Below are 21182 nucleotides of genomic sequence, written 5' to 3' on the forward strand. Positions count from 1 at the left end.
GCTCCTCAGCCGCCGGTCAGCTCCAGGAGGGCGCCGACCGGGTCGTGGTCCGGCGTGGCACGCGGCCACCACTCGTCCTGGCCCGGGTCCGACTCGTAGCCGTACCAGCGGCCGTCGCGGCCGAAGCGGAGCTGGAGGGCGCCGCCGGGGTGCGTGAGGTGGTTGCGCCAGGGCTGGAAGCGGGGGAACCCGGCGGCGGCGAGGGCCGGGCGGGCGCGGTCGAACGGGCCGGCCGGCGGGTCCCACGGGGTCTCCAGGACCGCCAGCCCCTCGGCCTCGCCCTGCCGCCAGGCGGCCACGGCGCGGGCCAGGTCCGTGGTGTTGCGGCCGGTGGCGGAGGCCAGCTCCCGGTACAGGGCGCGGGTGGTCGCGGTGAGCCCGGCGGTGGGTCCGGCGGCGGCGAGGCGGACGGCGTCCTGCCAGGTGGTGAGCCCGGCGAGCGGGTCGTGGCCGGTGGTCAGCAGGGCGTGGGCGCGGGCCGCCGCGTCGGTGGCGAGCTGGTCCAGGGCGAGCGGGTCCCGGGCCCCGGGGAGGACGGGGTAGGCGGGCGGGCGGCCCGGGTGCGGGTCCACGGGGAGGGGCGCGGGCAGCGGGGGCCGGAAGCGGCCGGCCAGCGCTTCTTCCGCGGGGACGGACGGGGTGTCGGGGGCGGGGGGCCGCTCCCGGGCGGAGTGCGCGGCGTTGCGCCGGGCCAGCTCTTCCAGGAGTTCGCGCTCGCCCCGGCCGCGCAGCAGGAGCAGGACGAACGGGTCGGTGTCCAGCAGGAGGGCCATCTGGTAGCTGAGGGCCGCGACGTGCTTGCAGGGCCGGCCGCGGTCGGGGCAGGTGCAGGCGGGGTCGAGGTCGCCCGGGGCGGGCAGCAGGGTCATCCCGGCATCGGTCGCCGTGTCGGCCAGCGAGTGCGGCATGTCCTTGGCGAGGAGGGCGGCGAGGTGCCCGGGGCGGGCGGCGACCGCGTCGAGCAGGGTGTCCCAGTCGGGGTCGGTGAAGGCGCGCAGCCGCAGCTCGGCCCGGTACGGGCGGGGGCGGCTGCCGTGCACGTAGGCGACGACGTGCCCCGGTGTCACGGTGATCGCGGCGACGTGGCCGCTGTCCGCGTAGTCCCGGCCCCGGGCGAGGCGCGGGCCGTCCATCGACAGGGACTCCAGCGCCGCCACCCAGGCCCGGCCCCACCAGCTCTCCGCGAACGGCTCGCCCTCCCCGGAGGTGCGCGCCGGGACGGCCTCGAAGGTGCGCCGCAGATCGTCGGGGCCGGGGCGGGAGCGGGCGCCGGGGCGGGCGTCGCGGCGGGCGGCGAGCGGTCCGGAGGTGGGGCGGGCGGCGCCGGGGCGGCGGGGTGCGGGGCTCATGACGGCCTCCGGAGGGAGACGAGGTCGGCCAGGTCGCGGTCGCTCAGCTCGGTGAGCGCGCTCTCGCCGCTGCCGAGGACGGCGTCGGCCAGCGCCCGCTTGGCGAGCAGCATCTCGCCGATCCGGTCCTCCACCGTGCCCTCGGCGATCAGCCGGTGCACCTGGACGGGCTGGGTCTGGCCGATGCGGTAGGCCCGGTCCGTGGCCTGCTCCTCGACCGCCGGGTTCCACCAGCGGTCGTAGTGGATGACATGGGCGGCCCGGGTCAGGTTGAGCCCCGTGCCCGCCGCCTTGAGGGAGAGCAGGAAGACCGGGACCTCGCCGGACTGGAAGCGGTCCACCATCCGCTCCCGCTCGGCCACCGGGGTGCCCCCGTGCAGGAGCTGGGAGGGGATCGCACGGGCGGTCAGGTGCGCGGACAGCAGCCGGGCCATGGTCACGTACTGGGTGAAGACCAGCACGGAGCCGTCCTCGGCCAGGATCGTGTCGAGCAGTTCGTCCAGGAGGGCCAGCTTCCCGGAGCGTCCGGTGAGCCGGGCGGCGTCCTCCTTCAGATACTGCGCGGGGTGGTTGCAGATCTGCTTGAGCGAGGCCAGCAGCTTCATGATCAGACCGCGCCGCGCGATGCCCTCGGACGCCTCGATGTACGCCATGGTCTCGCGCACCGTGGCCTCGTACAGCGTGGCCTGCTCGCGGGTGAGGAAGACGGGGTGGTCGGTCTCCGTCTTGGGCGGCAGCTCGGGCGCGATCCCGGGGTCGGACTTCTTGCGGCGCAGCAGGAAGGGCCGGACCAGGCGGGACAGCCGCTCGACCGCCTCGTCGTTGCCGAGGCCCGCCGCCGTACCGGTGTTCTCCACGATCCGGGCGTGGCGGGCCCGGAACGCCTTGAGCGGGCCGAGCAGTCCCGGCGTGGTCCAGTCGAGCAGCGCCCAGAGCTCGGAGAGGTTGTTCTCCACGGGGGTGCCGGTGAGGGCGACGCGCGCCGGGGACGGGATGGTGCGCAGGGCCTTCGCGGTCGAGGAGTGGGGGTTCTTGACGTGCTGCGCCTCGTCGGCGACGACCAGCCCCCAGTTGTGGGCGGCCAGCTCGGCGGCGCTGGAGCGCATCGTGCCGTACGTGGTGAGGACGAAGCCCCGGCCGGCCCCGGCGAGGGTGCGGCCGGTGCCGTGGAATCTGCGCACGGGGACGCCGGGGGCGAAGCGGTTGATCTCGCGGTGCCAGTTGCCCAGCAGGGAGGCGGGGCAGATGACCAGGGTGGGCGCGGGGTGGGCGCGGTGGAGGTGGAGGGCGATCAGGGTGATCGTCTTGCCGAGGCCCATGTCGTCGGCGAGGCAGCCGCCGAGGCCCAGGGAGGTCATCCGGTCCAGCCAGGCCAGCCCGCGCAGCTGGTAGTCCCGGAGCGTGGCGTGGAGTCCGGGCGGCGGGGCGAGCGCGGTGTCGTCGGTGAGGAGGCGGTTGCGCAGCTCCGCGAGCGCGCCGACGGGCACCGCGTCGACCCGCTCGCCGTCCACCTCGGCGCTGCCGGTCAGGGCGACGGCCAGGGCGTCCACCGGATCGAGCAGGCCCAGCTCCCGCTTGCGGGCCTTGCGGACGAGCGCGGGGTCCACGACGACCCACTGGTCCCGGAGCCGTACCACGGGGCGGTGGGCCTCGGCGAGCACGTCCATCTCGGCCTCGGTGAGCCGCTGGTCGCCGAGCGAGAGCTGCCAGTCGAACGCGAAGAGCTGTTCGGCGTCGAAGAAGGCGGTGCCGTCCGTGGCCGTCCCGGGTGCGGGCCCGACCACGGCCGCGGCGGTGAGGGTGCGGGCCAGCTCCCTGGGCCAGTGGACGCTCACCCCGGCGGCGGCGAGCCGGCTCCCGGCGTCGCCCAGCAGCTCGTACAGCTCGTCCTCGCCGAGGGCCAGCACATCGGGGACCGGCTGGTCCAGGAGCCGTTCGAGCGGGGCCCAGACGCGGGCCGCGCGGCGCAGGGCGAGCGCGGTGTCGACCCGTGTCCGGGGCCCGAAGGGCTCGCCCGCCTCACCGGCCCACAGGGCGGCGGCGTCGACCACATAGGTGGGGTCGGCGAGGCTGTGCACCTGGGTGACCGCGGCCGCGGCCTGCCGGGGCCCCGGCGCCTCGGCGCCCGCCGTCCCGTCGGGGCCGGCCGTGTCGAAGAGTTCGTACGCGGAGAGGTCCAGGCGCAGCGACACCCGGACCCCGGCGTCGAGCCCCGAGGCGACCTCGACGGCCCATTCCCGGGCGCCGGGCAGGTGCTGGGGCTCGGCCGCCGCGAAGGGGGCGCCCACGGCGAACGCGGCGGCCGGCGTCCGGGGCAGGGTGTCGGCGACGGCGTCGAGGAAGGCGCCGATCAGCGCCTCGGGGTCGGGCAGCCTGGGCGGGGTCCCGTCGGGCAGCGGGACGGCATGCCCCTCCCAGGGCAGGGCGGCGGCCACCGCGCGCAGGTGGGCGACGTCCCCGGCGTCGCGCGGGCCGGCCCGCCAGGCGTCGTGGTCGTCGGCGGTGAGCCCGGGGAGCATGCGGCCGCCGGCCACCAGGTGCAGCGCGTGCAGGGCGGCGGCGCCCCAGGCGCGGGTCGCCGGATGGACGGAGCGCAGGTGGCGGGCGCGGGCGAGCAGGGGCAGGGCGTCGGCGACGGTGAGAAGGAGCGCGGGCACGTCCTGCGGGCGGACCTCGCCCTCGGCGCCGTACGGCCGGACGACCGTGATCTCTTCGCTCCGGGCGCCGTCGGTCTCCGGAAGCGGGCCGTCGAGCGGGTCCCAGAACGCGACGCGTCCCCGGCGCGGCGGCGTACCGGGCAGGAAGACGGCGGCGCAGCGCAGCAGACGGCTGTCGTCCGCGTCCCGCGGCGGCGATGCGGTGCTCATCGGTCCCTCCCCTCGCGCGCTTCGTGCCTGGTCAGCACGGATCGTCCGTACGGATCCCTCTGCTCGGCGAGTGTAGGCGGGAGGTCTGACAACGGGCTCCGGCGGCGTTCACGCCCGGCCCGGCCGCCACCGTTCCCGCAGCTCGTACGGGGCGGGCGGCGGCCGGAGAGCGACCGCGCGGACCGGTCAGTGATGGGCGAACGGCTCGGAGGAGGCGGACGGCCGCGCGTCCGGCGAACCGGGGTCCGAGGGCTGCTCGACGGGGCGCAAGGACTGCGGACCCGGGCCCGGGTCCGAGGGCTGGGCGACGGGGTCCGAGGGCTGCGAGCCCGAGCCCGAGGGCTGCGCGGCGTCGGGTACGGGCGCCCCCTGCTGTGCCCGCTCCAGGAACCGCAGCAGCTCCACCGGGAACGGCAGCACCAGGGTGGAGTTCTTCTCGGCCGCCACGGCCACCACGGTCTGGAGCAGACGCAGCTGGAGCGCCGCCGGCTGGGCGGACATCTCCGACGCCGCCTCGGCCAGCTTCTTGGACGCCTGGAGCTCCGCGTCCGCGTTGATGACCCGGGCGCGCCGCTCACGGTCGGCCTCGGCCTGGCGGGCCATGGAGCGTTTCATGGTCTCCGGCAGCGAGACGTCCTTGATCTCGACCCGGTCGATCTGCACGCCCCAGCCGACCGCGGGGCTGTCGATCATCAGCTCCAGGCCCTGGTTCAGCTTCTCCCGGTCGGAGAGGAGGTCGTCCAGATCGCTCTTGCCGATGATGGAACGCAGCGACGTCTGCGCCATCTGCGAGACCGCGAAACGGTAGTCCTCGACCTCGACGATCGCGCTCGCCGGGTCGACCACCTTGAAGTAGATGACGGCGTCCACCCGGACCGTGACGTTGTCCCGGGTGATCCCGTCCTGGGCCGGCACGGGCATGGTCACGATCTGCATGTTGACCTTGCGGAGCCGGTCGACGCCCGGCAGCACCATCGTGAAGCCCGGCGGGCGCACCTCGTCGCGGAGCCGGCCCAGTCTGAGGACCACGCCCCGTTCGTACTGCCTGACGACCCTGGCGGCCGCCGCCAGATACAGGGCGCCCACCGCCGCTGCCGCGACCACCGCGATCACGAGTGCCTGGACCATGACGGCCCCCTGCCAGCCGGAAGAGCCCGGCAATCGGTGCCGCACCTCTTCGTGCGCTAATACCACGGTATGCCTGGTTTCGCTCGCGGTCGAACCCCTGCGCGTCCGCCCGGTGGTGCTCCGCTCCCCCGCCCGGCCGCTTCCCGGATGCCGGGGCCCGGGGAAGCGGGCAGGGTGGGCGGCACCGGCACGTACACCCGCGGTGTGCGTGGTGACGAGACAGACGAGGATCCGCCCATGCCCGTGATCGACCGCCGACGCCGCCGGCTCGGCATCGCCGCCCAGGCCGTGTTCCTGACCCTCACCGTCGCAGGCTGTTCGGGCCTCGGCCGGACCGCGGTCGGCCCGGTCATCTACACCACCGAGCGGGACGCCGTGATCGAGGTGAACAGCCCCTCGGTCAAGGGCTGCCACCGGCTCGCCCCGGCCGGCGCGAAGGCGGTGGCCAACGAGACGCTGGTCGACATCGTGCTGTACCGGACACCCGACTGCACCGGCCCGGGCACGACGTACGTCGCCACCACGTTCTCGGACGTCAACGCGCCGAACGCGCGTCCCTGGCGCAGCTTCACCACCATCCACTGACCGCCCGTCCGCCGGCCGCTACACGGGCACGGCCCGCACCCAGACGCCGTCGTCCGTGAGATAGCGGTCCACCTTCAGACCGGCCGTCTCCAGGTGTCCCTCGAACGCCTCCTTCGTCAGCGGCCGGGCCCGGAAGGTCTGCGTCCACCGGGCGTCGGCGAACTCGTACTCCGCGCGCACCGAGCGCACCCCGTCGCCCACCGGCTCCGAGGAGACGATGCGCACCGTGTAGCCGGCGGGGTGGACGCGCTCGCGCGGAAGCGCGTCGTGGTAGTCCGCCCCCTCGCGCTGGAGGAGCACCACCCCGCCGTCGCGTACGTACCGGCGGCAGGTCCGCAGCAGCCCGTCGCGCACCCCGTGGTCGCCCGCGTGGACGAGGAACGACGCGAGCATGACGACGTCGAACCTCTCGTCGCCGAGGTCCAGCGACTCGATCGGGCCGCACACCGTCCGCGCGCCGCGCACCCGCTCCAGCATCTGCGGCGACTCGTCCACGGCGGTCACCCGGAAGCCCCGTTCGACCAGCGGGTGCGTCACCCGGCCCGCACCGCAGCCCAGTTCCAGGATGTGCGCGCCGACGGGGACGGCCGCCGCGATCACGTCCGGTTCGTCGCCCACGGCCAGCCTGCTGTACAGCTCGACCGCGCAGCCGTCGGGGGTGATCGCGCCCGGTCCGGTCCCCGCGTATCCCTCGCGTACCAGTTGTCCGCTCATGCCTGCCGAACGACCGTACGGGGGCGGTCGTTCCCTCCCTAGACCGAGCGGCGCGCGACCAGGGCCGCGCTCAGGTGCTGGAGGTCTGCGGGGCGGGCCGGGGAGAGGCCGGTGAGGCGGTCGATGCGGCGGATGCGGTAGTCGACGGTGTTGGGGTGGACGTGCAGCGCCGCCGCCGCGGCCCGGCGGTCCAGGCCGTGTCCGAGGTACGTCTCCAGCGTGTGCAGCAGCTCCGGCTTGGCGTCCAGCGGGCTCAGCAGCCCGGCGAGCCCGCGCAGCGCCTCGCTGGGCCGGCTCAGCTGGTACTCCAGGAGCACATCGGCCAGCCGGTAGAGGCCGGGGGCCCGGCCGGTGCGGGCCACCAGGTCCACGATCTCGGCGTTACGGGCCACCGCCGCCGGCACCCCGTCCGGTGACGCGGTCTCGGCGGCGGCCGTGACGGGGACGCCCGCCGCCCGGGTCGCCTCGGCGATCAGACCGCACAGCCCGCCGGGCCCCTCCCACGGCGGCGGCTCCGCGACGGGCAGCAGCACGGTGCCGCCGGAGGCGTCCAGGGCGGTCAGCGCGGGCGTCCCGGCGAACCGGTCGAGGGCCGTCCGGATGCGCCGTATCTTCCGCCGGGCGGCCACGCCCGCGCCCGCCCCGGCGCCGGGGCCCCGCGGCAGGCCCGCCCCCGTCTCGTCCGGGTGCGGGGCCAGCGCGAGCGCCATCGTCAGATAGCGGGCGGCCGGGCGCAGGCCGGTGCGACGGGTGAAGCCGTCCAGGTCCTCACCGGTCAGCAGCGCGGCCATCAGCGCGTGCCGGCCGCCGTGCTCCTGGCTGTCCAGGATCTGCCGTGCTTCCAGATAGGCGCCGCTCACCGCGGAGGTCAGCTGCTGCTGGAGGACGAGGATGCGGTCCATGATCTCCAGCACGGCGGGCAGGTCCCCGGGCCCGGCGTCCTGCGCGGTCTCCTCCCAGCACATCGCGACGCCCACCTGGTAGGCGGTGAGGATGGCGTCCAGCGGCACGCCCTCCTCGGCGCGCTGGGCAGCCGAGTCGCGCTGCTGGGCGAGTTCGCCGTCGGTGGCGGCCCTGCGGTGTTCGAGGACATCCGCGAAGAGCCGCAGATTGTGCTGGACGATGTCCGCGATGTCCCCTGCGATCTCCTCGTGCGGCAGCTCCGCGTAGACCGGGAGGTCACTGAGAAGACGGGCGACCACCCGGGTGGTCAATGCGGGGACGCGGGCCCGCAGACGCACCGCCACCGGACGTCCGGCGATGGCCAACGGCCCCTGCCCGACGGCCGGTTCCTTGTCACGCGTCACAAAAGCCCCCGGCGAAGTCTGCGTTACCCACCAGTTAAACGACGGCGTTCGAGTCTGCATGATGACCGGCGACACCCGCCATGCCCCCACTCATAGCGCACCGGAGGTCGTCGTGAAATCGTCCTGGAACAAGGCGTTCTGTCGTACTGTCGGAGGAGCTGCCACCGCCGTCGCCCTGGCCTCCCTGGCCGTGGGCACCACCGCGTCCGGCGCCTGGGCGGCGAGCGCGGACGACCCCGTGCAGTACGTGGCCCTCGGCGACTCGATGGCCTCGGGGCCGCTCATCCCCGGCATCACCGGTCCGCTGGCCTGCGGCCGCTCCACGCACAACTACGCGCACGAGCTGGCCGCGAGCATCGGCGCCTCACTGCGCGACGTCACGTGCAGCGGGGCCCAGTCCAAGCACATGACGGAGAAGCAGTCACTGTCGCTGCTCGACGTGCCGATGGGCTCGGCGGCGCCCCAGTTCGACGCGCTGCGTGCCGACACCGACCTGGTGACCCTCACCATCGGCGGCAACGACGCCGGTCTCGTCGGCATCGCGCAGGACTGCATGCAGCTCGACCCGACCGCCACCCCGTGCAGGGACAAGCTGACCGAGGGCGGGGTCGACCAGGTGGCACAGCGGATCGACGCCTTCGCGCCGCGCCTCGGAGCCGTACTCGACGGAATCCACCAGCGGTCTCCGCACGCCAGGGTCCTCGTGACGGGCTACGGGTTGTACATCAAGCCGGGCGGCTGCTGGCCGTTGCAGCCCGTACTGCCGGTCGACGCCGACTTCCTCCAGGGCAGCGTGAACCGGATGAACGCGGTGATCGCCGAGCAGAGCGCCGCGCACGGCGCCGAGTACATCGACGTCGCCACGCCGAGCAAGGGCCACGACGCCTGCCAGGCCCCGTCCGACAAGTGGGTCGAGGGGTACGTGCCGACCGCTCCGGCCGCCCCGCTGCACCCGAACCAGCGGGGCGAGGCCGCCTACGCGCGCATCATCGGCGCCCACCTCCAGGGGAGCTGAGCCGTGCGGCAGCGGATACTCCACGGACTGCTCGCCGCGGCGCTCGGCGCCGCCGCGCTCCTCGCCCCGCCGGCCCACGCGGCCCCGGCGGACCCTTCCCCGGCGCGGGGCTGCGACCCGCTGGCACCCGCGGAGTGCCTGCTGCCGTTCCCCAACGACTGGTACACCCGGCCGGACCCACGCACCGACACGGGCCGCCGGGTGGCCTTCGACTCCTCGGTCCTGCCCCGGCCCGCGACCGGGCAGGCCGTCGACCCGGCCGCCTGGAACCGGTCCGACGGCTTCTCCCCCGGCTCCACCCTGATCGCCCGGGTCCCCGGACTCGACCTGGCCAGGACCGGCGCGGCCCCGCTCACCGGCATCGACCGGTCGCTGGACCGGGACGCGCCGGTCGTCCTGCTGGACACCACGACCGGTGAGCGGTGGCCGTACTGGGCGGAGCCGGACGCCAACGCCACCGACCCCGCGCGCCGGGCCCTGCTGATCCACCCGGCCCGCAACTTCCGCGACGGCCACCACTACGCCGTGGCGCTGCGCCACCTCAAGGACGCGGCCGGCCGTACGATTCCGGCCGCCGCCCCCTTCGCCTCCGTCGCCGGGAAACGGCTGCCCGCGCACGATCCGCTGCGCGCCCGCCAGGACCGGCTGCGGCCCGCGCTGTCCGCGCTGCGCCGGGCGGGCGTCTCCACCCACGGGCTGAACCTCGCCTGGGACTTCACGGTCGCCTCGACGCGCAGCCTCACCGGGGACCTGTTCACCCTCCGCGACGACGCGTTCCGCCGGCTCGGCGACCGCGCACCCGCCTTCGAGGTCACCGGGGTCACCGACTTCACCCAGGAGCAGGACGCCCGGATCGCCCGTGAGGTCACCGGCGAGATCACCGTGCCCGGCTATCTGGACGCGCCCGGCGGGCCGCCCGGGGCCGTGCTGAACCGCGACCGCGGCGGCACCCCGCGCGGCCTCCCGGGCAGCACCCAGACCGCCGCGTTCCGCTGCGAGATTCCGCGCGCCGCCTTCCGCAGGCCGTCGCACCCCTCGCTGTACGGGCACGGGCTGCTCGGCTCACGCAACGAGGTCGGCGCGGGCAACGTCAAGGACATGGCCGCCGAGCACGACTTCACGTTCTGCGCGACGGACTGGATCGGCATGGCCAGGGACGACATCCCCGTCGTCATGGCCGCGCTCGCCGACCCGAGCCTCTTCCCGGCCGTCCCCGAGCGCAGCGAACAGGGCATGCTGAACGCCCTGTTCCTCGGCCGCGCCCTGATCCACGCCGAGGGCCTCACGACCGACCCGGCCTTCCGCACCGCCGACGGCCGCCCGCTCGTCGACACCCGGCACGGCCTCGCGTACGACGGGAACAGCCAGGGCGGCATCCTCGGCGGCGCGCTCGTCGCCGCCTCGCCCGACATCCGGCGCGGGGTGCTCGGCGTCACCGGCATGAACTACGGGCTGCTCCTCAACCGCAGCGCCGACTTCGCCCCGTTCCAGCAGGTTCTGGACGCCGCCTACCCGGACAAGCTGCACCAGCAACTGGTCCTCCAGCTCTTCCAGATGGTCTGGGACCGGGGCGAGACCAACGCGTACGCCAACCACCTCACCGACCACCACCAGGTCCTGATGCACATCGCGTACGGCGACCACCAGGTCGCGAACGCGGCGGCCGACGTGGAGGCGCGCACCATCGGCGCCCGGCTGCTCACCCCCGCGCTCGCCGCCGGCCGCAGCCCGGACGCCGTCCCGTACTGGGGCATCCGGACCGTAAACCCGCGCCAGCTGCCGTACCGGGGTTCCGCGATGACCGTCTGGGACAGCGGTACGCCCGCGCCCCCGGTCACCAACACCCCGCCGGCCGGGCCCGCGTACGGGCACGACCCGCACGAAGATCCCCGCAACTCGCCCGCCGCACGTCAGCAGAAGGCCACCTTCCTGACCACCGGGCGGGTCATCAATGTCTGCGGCACCACCCCGTGCACCGCCACACCGATCTCCTGACGCCTCCCCTGCCCGCAGGGTCACGACAAGGAGCACCATGCGTACGCATCGCCTCGCCGGCGCCGTCCTCGCCACCACCCTCCTGACCGGTACGGTCATGGCCCCGGCCGCCCTCGCCGCGCCGCCCGCGACCGCGTCGGCGGCCGTCGCGCAGTCCGCCGTGCCGTTCACCGCGGCCACCGCCACCCGCACCGCCGACGGCGGCCACACCCTGTCCTGGGCCTCGCCCGCCGGATCGGTGACCGTCACCGCCGTCACCTCGCCCGACGCCACCACCGGCACCGCGCTCGGCACCGCCCCCGGCACCGGCTCGCTGACCGTCGCGCCGGGCACCCTCCCGGAGGCCGGGCGCTGGTACTTCCGGCTGGTCCCGGACAGCGGGAGCACGCTCGTCGTCGCCGACCGCTCGCTCGGCCTGGCCTCGGCCCGCAACTTCCGGGACATCGGCGGATACCGCACCACGGACGGGCGCTGGGTGCGTCCGGGTCTGGTCTACCGCTCCAACAAGCTCAGCGGTCTCACCGACACCGAGCAGCAGCGGCTGGTCTCCCAGAAGCTCACGCTCGACGTGGACCTGCGCAACGTTCAGGAGCGCCACGACGCCCCGGACCGGCTGCCCGCCGGGGTGCGCTACCAGGTCGCGGACGTCGTCTCGCTCGCCCACGGCATCCGCTTCCACGACTCGGCCCTGATGACCCTGGCGGAGGCCATCGCCGCCGGGCTCTTCTCCGGCTCGTCGGACCTCGGCCAGTCCATCGGCTACCCGTTCATGGTCAACTTCGTGGGCGCGGACTACGCCTTCCACGACCTCGTCACGGCCGTCGCCACGAACACCTCCGGCGCCACGGTCTTCCACTGCAGCGCCGGCAAGGACCGCACCGGCTGGGGCACGGCCGTCCTGCTCACTCTGCTCGGTGTCCCCCGGGCCACCGTCGAGGCGGACTTCCTGGCCAGCAACCAGTACACCGGCGACCCGGAGGCCGTGGAGCTGAGCTGGCTGCGCGCCGCGTACGCCGAGGTGGACCAGATCTACGGCGACTTCGACACGTACGTACGGGAGGGGCTGAAGCTCGACGCGGCGACCGTGGCCGCGCTGCGGGCGAAGCTGCTGACCGGCTGACCGCCCAACGCACCTTCGCGCCCTCCCGCGCTCAGCAGCCCGGGTAGCGGTCCTGCGGCCACTCGACGGCGTGCTCGAACTCCAGGCACAGGTCGTCGGCCACCTCGGCGATCACCCCGCGTCCCTCCGTCCGCACCAGCCAGTGCGGAGGGAGGCGGATGTCGCCGTGGTGGGCTCCGAGCAGATTGCCGCAGACCGCGCCGGTGGAGTCGCTGTCGCCGGAGTGGTTGACCGAGAGCAGCAGCGCCTCGTCGACCTGGCCGGCGCCGGGCAGGACGAGCGCGCAGTACACCGCGATGGCCAGCGCCTCCTCGGCCACCCAGCCCTGCCCCAGGGACTCCACCTTCTCGGCGCTCGGCCCGCCCCGCGCGGCCAGGTCGACGGCCGCGCGCAAGGCGTCGGTCGTCTCCTCGTGGCCCCGGTGCCGGGCGAGCAGGTCCATGGCCCGCAGCACCGCGCCGGGCAGCGAGTCGCCTTCGAGGAGGCAGCCGACGATCGCCGCGAGCGCCCCGGCCGCGAAGGCGCCGGTGGGGTGGCCGTGGGTGATCCGCGCGCACCGGGCGGCCAGCGCGAAACCGAACGCCGGGTCCTCGCCGGTCAGGCCGAACGGCGCGGACCGCATGACCGTGCCGCAGCCCTTGGACCCCGTGTTGACCGGCCCGGGATCACCGACCGGGCCCCTCGGATCGGGGGTGTGACCGGCGGCGAGGCCGGTCAGGCAGGCGTTCCCGGGGGCCCGCCGGGCGTACAGCCAGGGCTGCTGCCGGAGCCATCCGCTGCGCACGGGGTGCCCGGCTTCGGCGGGAGGCGGCCCGGAGTGGTTCTGGGTGTCCAGCCAGCGCAGGTACGCGTTCCTGACGATGCCCGTCTCGGCGCCGCCGATGCCCTTGGACATGGCACGCGAGTGCGCCCGGATCAGCCCCTCGGCCGTGAACAGCGTCATCTGCGTGTCGTCCGTGATCCGGCCGACGACCCCTTCGTCGTCCGGTGTCATGCCGCGTACACCCGGCTCGCCGTGCGCGCGCCGGATCCCCGCGAGTGACAGGAACTCCACCGGGTTGCCCAGGGCGTCCCCGATCGCCCCGCCCAGCAGACACCCGCGCACCCTGGCCCGGCGGGCCGTGAGGTCCGCCCCTGTCGCCGTACCGATCACCGTCGGCCCCCGCCCTCTCGTGCCGTCGTGCCGCACCTGCCCGGCCGTGGGTCCATGCTGGTAGGGAGGCGATGCCATGCGTACCGGCAATGAACCGACGACCGCCCGCAGTCCGCTGCGGATGCGGCTCTGGCTGAGTCTATGGGGCCTGGCCTGGGCCGTCTTCGGGGTGACGGCCTTCGCCGTGAACGGCCGCACCGGCTGGGCGGCGGTCTGCGGGGTGCTGCTCGCGCTGGTCCTGGTGGACCTGTGCGTGGTCGTGCACCGGCTGCGCCAGGGCCCGCACTACCAGCCGGGCCGCTCCATCCCCCCGTACGAACCCGACCACGGGCCCGGCGGCGGCAAGGGGCCGCCGCCGGGCACGCCCTAGCGCCGGGCAGGGCCTAGCTGTCGAAGCGGGCCGCGCGCAGATACTCCGGCTTCGGGTCGAGCGCGGCCGCCAGCCGGAAGTGGCGGGTGGCGCGCTCGGGGTGGCCGGAGCGTTCGAAGGTGCGGGCGAGGGCGAAGTGGGCGAAGGCGTTGTCCGGCTCGCGTTCAAGCACCAGCTCGAATTCCAGCTCGGCGGGGCGCAGCTGTGCCGCGGCGAAGAAGGCACGGGCGCGCAGCAGCCGGGCGGCCGTGTTCTCGGGGTGGGCGGCGATCACCGAGTCGAGCAGCCGCACGGCGCCCCGGGGGTCGCGCGCGGCGAGCAGCTGCTCGGCCGCGCGGAAGTCGATGACGTCGGTTTCCGGGTTCCTCTCGGGCACGGTGGCATCCTTCCCTGGTCCGTCCCGGGGTGAACACGGGGGCGGCTGCGGGTATTCCGGTACGGCTGCGGGCCTCGGGCTCAGCTCTTCTCCGCCGCACGGCGGGACAGCTCCGCCCAGACCTCGCGGACCCGGTCCGCCAGCTCCTCGACCGGTCCGTCGTTGTCGACGACCAGGTCGGCGACGGCGCGCCGCTGCTCGCGGGTGGCCTGGGCGGCCATGCGGGCGCGGGCGTCCTCCTCGGTCATGCCGCGCAGCCGGACGAGCCGGTCGAGCTGGGTCTCCGGGGCGGCGTCGACCACGACGACCAGGTCGTAGAGGGGCGCGAGGCCGTTCTCGGTGAGGAGGGGGACGTCGTGGACGACCACGGAGTCCGGTGCGGCGGCCTTCTCCAGTTCGGCGGAGCGGTCGCGGACCAGGGGGTGGACGATCGCGTTGAGCGCGGCGAGGCGGTCCGGGTCGGGGAAGACGATCGCGCCGAGCGCGGGCCGGTCCAGGGTGCCGTCCGGGGTGAGGATGCCGGGGCCGAACTCCTGGACGACGGCGGCGAGTCCGGGGGTGCCGGGCTCGACCACCTCGCGGGCGATGCGGTCCGAGTCGATGAGGACGGCACCGTGGCCGACGAGCAGCCGGGCCACTTCGCTCTTACCGGCTCCGATGCCCCCGGTCAGGCCCACTTTCAGCATGCCAGGCAGCCTAATGCCCGCTGCCCGTGGCCCCCAGTGGTGGGGGACGGGCAGCGGGCACGAGACGCGCTCAGACGTCGCCCTCGCGCTCGGCGAGGAACTTCTCGAATTCGAGGCCGATCTCGTCCGCCGACGGCAGGTCCGCCGGTTCGGCGACCAGGTTGCCCCGGGTCTCCGCGCCCGCGACCGCGTCGTACTGGTGCTCAAGGCCCTCGACCAGCGAGACCAGCTCCTCGTCGCCCTGGCCGATCTGGCGGTCGATCTCCGTCTGGGTGCGGTGCGCCTCGGTGCGCAGGGCGTGCGCGACGGACGGCAGGACCAGGCCGGTCGCGGCCGTGATCGCCTCCAGCGCGGTGAGCGCCGCGTCCGGGTAGGCGGAGCGGGCCACGTAGTGCGGCACATGGGCGGCGACGCCGAGCACGTCGTGGCCCGCCTCCATCAGCCGGTACTCGACCAGGGCCTCGGCGGAGCCGGGCACCTGCGCCTCCTCGAAGGGGCTGCGGTGACCGGGCGTGAGGTCGGTGCGGTTGCCGTGCGGGGTGATGCCGACGGGGCGGGTGTGCGGGACGCCCATCGGGATGCCGTGGAAGTTGACCGCGAGGCGGACGCCCAGGCGCTCGACCACCTCCTCGACGGCGGCGGCGAATTTCTCCCACTCCACGTCGGGCTCCGGCCCGGACAGCAGCAGGAACGGCGCGCCCGTGGCGTCCTGGACGACGCGGACCTCCAGCGCGGGGGTCTCGTACGCCGCCCAGCGGTCGCGCTTGAACGTCAGCAGCGGACGCCGGGCGCGGTAGTCGATCAGGCGGTCGTGGTCGAAGCGGGCCACGACCTGGTGCGGCAGCGATTCGAGGAGGCCGTCGACGATCTGCTCGCCCGTCTCACCCGCGTCGATGTAGCCCTCGAAGTGGTAGAGCATGACCAGGCCGGCCGACTCCTGGGCGAGCGCCATGTCGACCACAGCCAGGCCCTTCGGCTCCCATTCGTACAAACTCTGCGGATCAGGCACGGTTACCGCTCCTCCTTGTGTTCCTGGAGAAGAACGCCCCCGGGTACCTCGGTCATTCCCCGTACACGCTCTTTCACGCCGGAAACGCGTGAGGCCCGCCCCCCGAAGGGAGCGGGCCTCACGGTCACTTACCTACCGCAGCCGATGACCGGCCGGAGGGACAGAGCGTCAGCTCTGGCCGCCCGCCAGCTTCTCGCGGAGCGCGGCCAGGGCCTCGTCCGACGCCAGGGCGCCGGAGTTGTCCGAGGACTCCGAGGAGTAGGAGCCACCCGTGCCACCCGAGGCGGCCTGCGTGTTGCCGGCGGGGGCGGCAGCGCCCTCGGCGGCAGCGGCCTCGTCGGCCTCGCGGGACTTGATGACCTGGGCCTGGTGCTGCTCGAAGCGCTGCTGCGCCTCGGCGTACTGGGTCTCCCAGACCTCGCGCTGCGCCTCGAAGCCCTCGAGCCAGTCGTTGGTCTCGGGGTCGAAGCCCTCGGGGTAGATGTAGTTGCCCTGGTCGTCGTAGGACGCGGCCATGCCGTACAGGGTCGGGTCGAACTCGACCGAGGCCGGGTCGCCGCCGAACGCCTCGTTGGCCTGCTTCAGCGAGAGGCTGATGCGACGGCGCTCGAGGTCGATGTCGATGACCTTGACGAAGATCTCGTCGTTGACCTGGACGACCTGCTCCGGGATCTCCACGTGGCGCTCGGCCAGCTCGGAGATGTGGACCAGGCCCTCGATGCCCTCGTCCACGCGGACGAACGCACCGAACGGAACGAGCTTGGTGACCTTACCGGGGACGACCTGCCCGATCTGGTGCGTACGGGCGAACTGCTGCCACGGGTCTTCCTGCGTCGCCTTGAGCGACAGCGAGACGCGCTCGCGGTCCATGTCGACGTCGAGGACCTCGACGGTGACCTCCTGGCCGACCTCGACAACCTCGGAGGGGTGGTCGATGTGCTTCCAGGACAGCTCGGAGACGTGCACCAGACCGTCGACGCCGCCCAGGTCCACGAAGGCACCGAAGTTGACGATCGAGGAGACGACGCCGGAGCGGACCTGACCCTTCTGGAGGGTCGTGAGGAACGTCTGGCGGACCTCGGACTGGGTCTGCTCGAGCCAGGCACGGCGGGACAGGACCACGTTGTTGCGGTTCTTGTCCAGCTCGATGATCTTGGCCTCGAGCTCCTTGCCCACGTACGGCTGGAGGTCGCGGACACGACGCATCTCGACGAGCGACGCCGGAAGGAAGCCACGGAGGCCGATGTCGAGGATGAGACCACCCTTGACGACCTCGATGACGGTACCGGTGACGATGCCGTCCTCTTCCTTGATCTTCTCGATGGTGCCCCAGGCACGCTCGTACTGAGCGCGCTTCTTCGAGAGGATCAGGCGGCCTTCCTTGTCCTCCTTCTGGAGAACCAGGGCCTCGATCTCGTCACCGACCTTGACGACCTCGTTCGGGTCGACGTCGTGCTTGATCGAGAGCTCGCGGCTCGGGATGACACCTTCGGTCTTGTAACCGATGTCGAGGAGAACCTCGTCCCGGTCAACCTTGACGATGACACCGTCAACGATGTCGCCGTCGTTGAAGTACTTGATCGTCTCGTCGATCGCCGCGAGGAACGCGTCCGCGTCGCCGATGTCGTTGACCGCAACCTGCGGAGTGGTGGCGGTGGTCTCGGTGCTGCTCGTCATGTGGGAAAGGGCTCCGGTACGGACAGTGAGTCGTAGGTACTGCTACGCCGAAAGCCCGTATCGCCTCTGCCTAAGCCGGACAGCCCGGGAAGCGCCGATTCCGTGACCGGAAGGCGCCTCGTGAACCGAGGGGACTAGCAACAGATGCGAGCGCGGCCTGCTAGGTCTGAGGAGCGCAGGCTCGCAGCGCAACTTGTAGCATACGGGGGCAGCAGGGCACGGTCAATGCGCGAAGGCGGACACCAGGGGCAGGAAGCCCCATATCCGGCACAACTCGGGTTCACCGAGGCCAGATCGTGTCCGGCAGCGCCCGGACACACCGGTTCAGCGCTGCGCAGGCCCCCTTGGTACGTACCGCGTACGGCGGGGTGAAGGCAAACTACAACGACGGACACGATGAGCCAAGAGATGTACGCCGCCGAACCCGAGGCGACCCGCCGCAGCGCCGGGACCGCCGAGAGCAGCCGGGCCAGCCGGGGCTGGTGGGACCGCAACGCCGACGAGTACCAGACCGAGCACGGCGCCTTCCTCGGCGACGACCGCTTCGTCTGGGGCCCCGAGGGCCTGGACGAGGCGACGGCCGGGCTCCTCGGCCCCGCCGCCGCGCTGAAGGGGCTCGACGTCCTGGAGATCGGCGCCGGCGCGGCACAGTGCTCCCGCTGGCTCGCCACGCAGGGCGCCCGCCCCGTCGCCCTGGACCTCTCCCACCGCCAGCTCCAGCACGCCCTGCGCATCGGCGACGACGTCCCGCTGGTCGAGGCGGACGCCGGGCGGCTGCCGTTCCGCACCGCCTCCTTCGACCTGGCCTGCTCCGCCTACGGCGCGGTGCCGTTCGTCGCCGACCCGGTCCAGGTCTTCCGCGAGGTGCACCGGGTGCTGCGCCCCGGCGGCCGCTGGGTCTTCTCCGTGACGCACCCCCTCCGCTGGTCGTTCCCGGACGAGCCGGGCCCCGAGGGCCTGTCGGTGGCCGCCTCCTACTTCGACCGCACCCCCTACGTCGAGCAGGACGAACACGGCGACGCGGTCTACGTCGAGCACCACCGCACCCTGGGCGACCGGGTCCGGGACGTGGTCGCGGGCGGCTTCCGGCTGGTGGACCTGGTCGAGCCGGAGTGGCCCGCCTGGAACGACCAGGAGTGGGGCGGCTGGTCCCCGCTGCGCGGCAACCTGATCCCGGGGACCGCGATCTTCGTCTGCGTACGGGACTAGGGCCTTCCCTTTGGATCAGGCCGGATCAGGGAGCGGGCTCTGGTGCCGAAAGGCCCTCAGCCACCGGCCGGCGCGGGGCGCGGGTGCGCGTCGTACGAGACTGGGGGCGTGATCCGCACCGACGCCCTCGGCCTGCTGCCCGTCCGCACCGCCGTCCCCGCCCTCCGACGCGCGCTGGACGGCCACGGGACCGCGGTGCTGTGCGCACCCCCCGGCACCGGCAAGACCACTCTCGTCCCGCTCGCCCTGGCCGGGCTGACCGGCGAGGGCCCGGTGCGCCGGGTCGTCGTCGCCGAGCCGCGCCGGATCGCCGCCCGCGCGGCAGCCCGGCGCATGGCGTGGCTGCTGGGCGAGCGGACCGGGGAACGCGTCGGGTTCACCGTGCGCGGCGAGCGGGTGGCGGGCCCGGACACCGTGGTGGAGGTCGTCACCACCGGCGTGCTGCTCCAGCGGTTGCAGCGCGACCAGGAGCTGGCCGGGGTGGACGCGGTGATCATCGACGAGTGCCACGAGCGCCACCTGGACGCGGACACCGTGGCCGCCTTCCTGCTGGACGTGCGCGCGGCGCTCCGCCCGGACCTGCGGCTGGTGGCGGCGTCCGCGACGACGGACGCGGAAGGCTGGGCCCGGCTGCTCGGGGACGCCCCGGTGATCGAGGCGCGGGGCGTGTCGCACCCGGTGGAGGTGGTGTGGGCCCCGCCGCCCGCCCCGGTCCGGCCGCCGCACGGGATGAGGGTCGATCCGGCGCTGCTGAGCCATGTCGCCTCCGTGGTGCGGCGGGCGCTCGCCGAGCGGGACGGCGACGTGCTGTGCTTCCTGCCGGGCGTCGGCGAGATCGGCCGGGTGGCCGGGCAGCTGGCGGGCGTCGGGGCCGACGTGCTCCAGGTCCACGGGCGGGCCCCGGCGGCCGTGCAGGACGCGGTGCTGGCCGGGTCGCCGGAGGGGCGTCGGGTGGTCCTGGCGACCTCGGTGGCCGAGTCCTCGCTGACGGTCCCCGGGGTACGGACGGTCGTCGACTCGGGACTCGCCCGGGAACCGCGCACCGATCACGCCCGGGGGCTGAGCGCGCTGACCACCGTACGGGCCTCGCAGGCGGCGGGCCGGCAGCGCGCGGGCCGGGCAGGACGCGAGGCGCCGGGAACGGTCTACCGCTGCTGGGACCAGGCGGAGGACGGCCGGCTCGCCCGGTTCCCCGCCCCGGAGATCAGGGTGGCCGACCTGACGGCGTTCGCCCTCCAGGCGGCCTGCTGGGGCGCCCCGGACGCCTCCGGGCTCGCGCTGCTCGACGCGCCGCCGGAGGGGGCGATGGCCGCCGCCCACGAGGTGCTCGCCGCGGTCGGCGCGGTGGACCCGGACGGCCGGGTCACCGAGCGGGGCGTGCGGATGTCCCGGCTCGGGCTGCACCCCCGGCTGGCCCGGGCGCTGCTGGACGGGGCGGCCGAGGTCGGCGGGCGCCGGGCCGCCGAGGTGGTGGCGCTGCTGAGCGAGGAACCGCCGCGCTCGTACGGGGACGATCTGGCCGCCGCGCTGCGCACCGCGCGCCGGGGCCAGGACGCCTACGCGGGGCGCTGGCGCCAGGAGGTGCGGCGCCTGTCGTCCGCGCTCAAGGGCGACGGCGGCAGCGGCGGCCGGCCCGTTCCGGACGACGCGGCGGTGGGCCTCGTGGCGGCCCTGGCGTTCCCGGAGCGGGTGGCCCGGGCGCGGGGCGGCGGGGCGTTCCTGATGGCGTCGGGCACGGGCGCGGAACCGGGCGAGGGCTCCGGGCTGCGCGGGGCGCCCTGGCTGGCCGTCGCGGTCGCGGACCGGCCCGCACACGCCGCGTCCGCCCGGGTGCGCCTCGCGGCCGTCATCGACGAGGACACCGCGCTCCTGGCGGCCGGGCCGCTGCGGTTCGCGGGCGAGGAGGTCCGCTGGGACGGCCGGGACGTGGTGGCCCGCCGGGTGGAGCGGCTGGGCGCGGTCGAGCTGGCCGCGCGCCCGCTGAAGCAGCCCGATCCGGCGCTGGTCCGCGATGCCCTGGTGGCCGGGCTGCGACAGGAGGGTCCGGGGCTGCTGCGGTGGAGCCGGGACGCGGGGCAGCTGCGGGAGCGGCTCGCCTTCCTGCGCCGGGTGCGGGGTGAGCCGTGGCCGGACGTGTCGGACGGGGCGCTGCTCGCGGACCCCGGGGCCTGGCTGGAGCCCGAGCTGTCACGGGCGCGGCGGCGCTCCGACCTGGCCGCGATCGACGCGGGGCAGGCGCTGCGCAGGCTGCTGCCGTGGGCGACGGGCGAGGCGGTCCGCCTGGACGAGCTGGCCCCGGAGCGGATCGAGGTGCCGAGCGGTTCGCGGATCCGGGTGGAGTACGGCGGGGACCAGCCGGTGCTCGCGGTGAAGCTCCAGGAGCTGTTCGGCCTCCAGGAGACCCCGGAGGTGGCGGGCGTGCCGGTGCTGGTGCACCTGCTGTCCCCCGCCGGGCGGCCGGCGGCGGTGACGGCGGACCTGGCGTCGTTCTGGCGCGACGGCTACAAGGCGGTCCGGGCGGAGCTGCGGGGCCGGTATCCGAAGCACCCGTGGCCGGAGGACCCGGCGACGGTGGAGGCGACCCGGTTCACGAAGGCGCGCCTGAAGCGGGACTGAACAGGG

The 21182-nt window shown here is 74.4% G+C and carries 17 protein-coding genes; 7 read left to right on the top strand and 10 right to left on the bottom strand.

Annotation, left to right across the window (positions count from 1 at the left end; genetic code table 11):
• Positions 1–5 precede the first annotated feature (5 nt).
• From ABZ565_RS22080 to ABZ565_RS22090, 3 genes are all read right to left on the bottom strand, one after another.
• Positions 6–1349 carry an SWIM zinc finger family protein gene (locus ABZ565_RS22080; RefSeq protein ID WP_361029380.1) on the bottom strand — a complete coding sequence of 448 codons (1344 nt, stop codon included), beginning with the start codon at positions 1347–1349 and terminating at the stop codon, positions 6–8.
• The gene (locus ABZ565_RS22085; RefSeq protein ID WP_361029383.1) at positions 1346–4216 is read right to left on the bottom strand and encodes a DEAD/DEAH box helicase; all 2871 of its coding nucleotides are present in this window, start codon (positions 4214–4216) and stop codon (positions 1346–1348) included. The genes ABZ565_RS22080 and ABZ565_RS22085 overlap by 4 nt, the downstream gene beginning before the upstream one ends.
• Before the next feature lie 186 nt (positions 4217–4402).
• Entirely contained in the window at positions 4403–5344 is a 942-nt protein-coding gene (locus ABZ565_RS22090; protein ID WP_361029385.1) for a slipin family protein, read from the bottom strand.
• A 237-nt stretch (positions 5345–5581) separates the two neighbouring features.
• On the opposite strand from ABZ565_RS22090, the gene ABZ565_RS22095 reads away from it, so the two are divergent.
• Positions 5582–5929, top strand: a complete 348-nt coding sequence (locus ABZ565_RS22095) for a hypothetical protein (RefSeq protein ID WP_361029388.1) — start codon at positions 5582–5584, stop codon at positions 5927–5929.
• A gap of 18 nt (positions 5930–5947) precedes the next feature.
• On the opposite strand, the gene ABZ565_RS22100 is transcribed toward ABZ565_RS22095, so the two are convergent.
• A complete protein-coding gene (locus tag ABZ565_RS22100) occupies positions 5948–6643 on the bottom strand; it encodes a class I SAM-dependent methyltransferase (RefSeq protein ID WP_361029391.1) in 696 nt (231 codons plus the stop codon).
• 38 nt (positions 6644–6681) lie between these two features.
• Positions 6682–7911 (bottom strand): helix-turn-helix domain-containing protein, encoded by a 1230-nt coding sequence (locus ABZ565_RS22105; RefSeq protein ID WP_361029691.1) that lies wholly within the window; start codon positions 7909–7911, stop codon positions 6682–6684.
• A 151-nt stretch (positions 7912–8062) separates the two neighbouring features.
• Between ABZ565_RS22105 and ABZ565_RS22110 the strand changes: the two genes are divergently transcribed.
• From ABZ565_RS22110 to ABZ565_RS22120, 3 genes are read left to right on the top strand one after another with little or no spacing between them, the layout of a single operon-like run.
• Entirely contained in the window at positions 8063–8965 is a 903-nt protein-coding gene (locus tag ABZ565_RS22110) for an SGNH/GDSL hydrolase family protein (protein WP_361029394.1), read from the top strand.
• Positions 8966–8968: 3 nt separating this feature from the next.
• Positions 8969–10960: a hypothetical protein gene (locus ABZ565_RS22115; protein ID WP_361029398.1), complete on the top strand. Its 1992-nt coding sequence runs from the start codon at positions 8969–8971 to the stop codon at positions 10958–10960.
• Positions 10961–10997: 37 nt separating this feature from the next.
• The gene (locus ABZ565_RS22120) at positions 10998–12080 is read left to right on the top strand and encodes a tyrosine-protein phosphatase (RefSeq protein ID WP_361029401.1); all 1083 of its coding nucleotides are present in this window, start codon (positions 10998–11000) and stop codon (positions 12078–12080) included.
• Between the two features lie 31 nt (positions 12081–12111).
• Here ABZ565_RS22120 and ABZ565_RS22125 read toward each other — a convergent pair whose 3' ends face one another.
• Positions 12112–13185, bottom strand: a complete 1074-nt coding sequence (locus ABZ565_RS22125; RefSeq protein ID WP_361029694.1) for an ADP-ribosylglycohydrolase family protein — start codon at positions 13183–13185, stop codon at positions 12112–12114.
• A gap of 124 nt (positions 13186–13309) precedes the next feature.
• Here ABZ565_RS22125 and ABZ565_RS22130 point away from each other — a divergent pair, with 124 nt between their 5' ends.
• Positions 13310–13603: a DUF6343 family protein gene (locus ABZ565_RS22130; protein WP_361029404.1), complete on the top strand. Its 294-nt coding sequence runs from the start codon at positions 13310–13312 to the stop codon at positions 13601–13603.
• A 13-nt stretch (positions 13604–13616) separates the two neighbouring features.
• On the opposite strand, the gene ABZ565_RS22135 is transcribed toward ABZ565_RS22130, so the two are convergent.
• The 4 genes from ABZ565_RS22135 to rpsA form a co-directional block, all read right to left on the bottom strand.
• Complete coding sequence (locus ABZ565_RS22135; protein ID WP_361029407.1) at positions 13617–13979, bottom strand: tetratricopeptide repeat protein; 363 nt, start codon at positions 13977–13979, stop codon at positions 13617–13619.
• 80 nt (positions 13980–14059) lie between these two features.
• On the bottom strand, positions 14060–14665 hold the full coding sequence (coaE, locus tag ABZ565_RS22140) for a dephospho-CoA kinase (protein ID WP_361029410.1): 606 nt from the start codon (positions 14663–14665) through the stop codon (positions 14060–14062).
• A gap of 70 nt (positions 14666–14735) precedes the next feature.
• Entirely contained in the window at positions 14736–15674 is a 939-nt protein-coding gene (locus ABZ565_RS22145; protein WP_361029413.1) for a PAC2 family protein, read from the bottom strand.
• Between the two features lie 168 nt (positions 15675–15842).
• Positions 15843–17351, bottom strand: a complete 1509-nt coding sequence (gene rpsA, locus ABZ565_RS22150) for a 30S ribosomal protein S1 (protein ID WP_361029416.1) — start codon at positions 17349–17351, stop codon at positions 15843–15845.
• 396 nt (positions 17352–17747) lie between these two features.
• Between rpsA and ABZ565_RS22155 the strand changes: the two genes are divergently transcribed.
• Together ABZ565_RS22155 and hrpB are read left to right on the top strand one after the other, a co-directional pair.
• Complete coding sequence (locus tag ABZ565_RS22155) at positions 17748–18560, top strand: class I SAM-dependent methyltransferase (protein ID WP_361029419.1); 813 nt, start codon at positions 17748–17750, stop codon at positions 18558–18560.
• Positions 18561–18668: 108 nt separating this feature from the next.
• Positions 18669–21176, top strand: coding sequence for an ATP-dependent helicase HrpB (hrpB, locus tag ABZ565_RS22160; RefSeq protein ID WP_361029422.1), 2508 nt, complete (start codon positions 18669–18671; stop codon positions 21174–21176).
• Positions 21177–21182: the final 6 nt, after the last annotated feature.

This window comes from Streptomyces sp. NPDC016469 (genome assembly GCF_040632905.1).
Classification (GTDB): Bacteria; Actinomycetota; Actinomycetes; order Streptomycetales; family Streptomycetaceae; genus Streptomyces.

Coding starts and splice junctions, on each gene's coding strand:
- ABZ565_RS22080 (WP_361029380.1), bottom strand. CDS start 1,349: ATGAGCCCCGCACCCCGCCGCCCCGGCGCCGCCCGCCCCACCTCCGGA.
- ABZ565_RS22085 (WP_361029383.1), bottom strand. CDS start 4,216: ATGAGCACCGCATCGCCGCCGCGGGACGCGGACGACAGCCGTCTGCTG.
- ABZ565_RS22090 (WP_361029385.1), bottom strand. CDS start 5,344: ATGGTCCAGGCACTCGTGATCGCGGTGGTCGCGGCAGCGGCGGTGGGC.
- ABZ565_RS22095 (WP_361029388.1), top strand. CDS start 5,582: ATGCCCGTGATCGACCGCCGACGCCGCCGGCTCGGCATCGCCGCCCAG.
- ABZ565_RS22100 (WP_361029391.1), bottom strand. CDS start 6,643: ATGAGCGGACAACTGGTACGCGAGGGATACGCGGGGACCGGACCGGGC.
- ABZ565_RS22120 (WP_361029401.1), top strand. CDS start 10,998: ATGCGTACGCATCGCCTCGCCGGCGCCGTCCTCGCCACCACCCTCCTG.
- ABZ565_RS22130 (WP_361029404.1), top strand. CDS start 13,310: ATGCGTACCGGCAATGAACCGACGACCGCCCGCAGTCCGCTGCGGATG.
- coaE (WP_361029410.1), bottom strand. CDS start 14,665: ATGCTGAAAGTGGGCCTGACCGGGGGCATCGGAGCCGGTAAGAGCGAA.
- rpsA (WP_361029416.1), bottom strand. CDS start 17,351: ATGACGAGCAGCACCGAGACCACCGCCACCACTCCGCAGGTTGCGGTC.
- ABZ565_RS22155 (WP_361029419.1), top strand. CDS start 17,748: ATGAGCCAAGAGATGTACGCCGCCGAACCCGAGGCGACCCGCCGCAGC.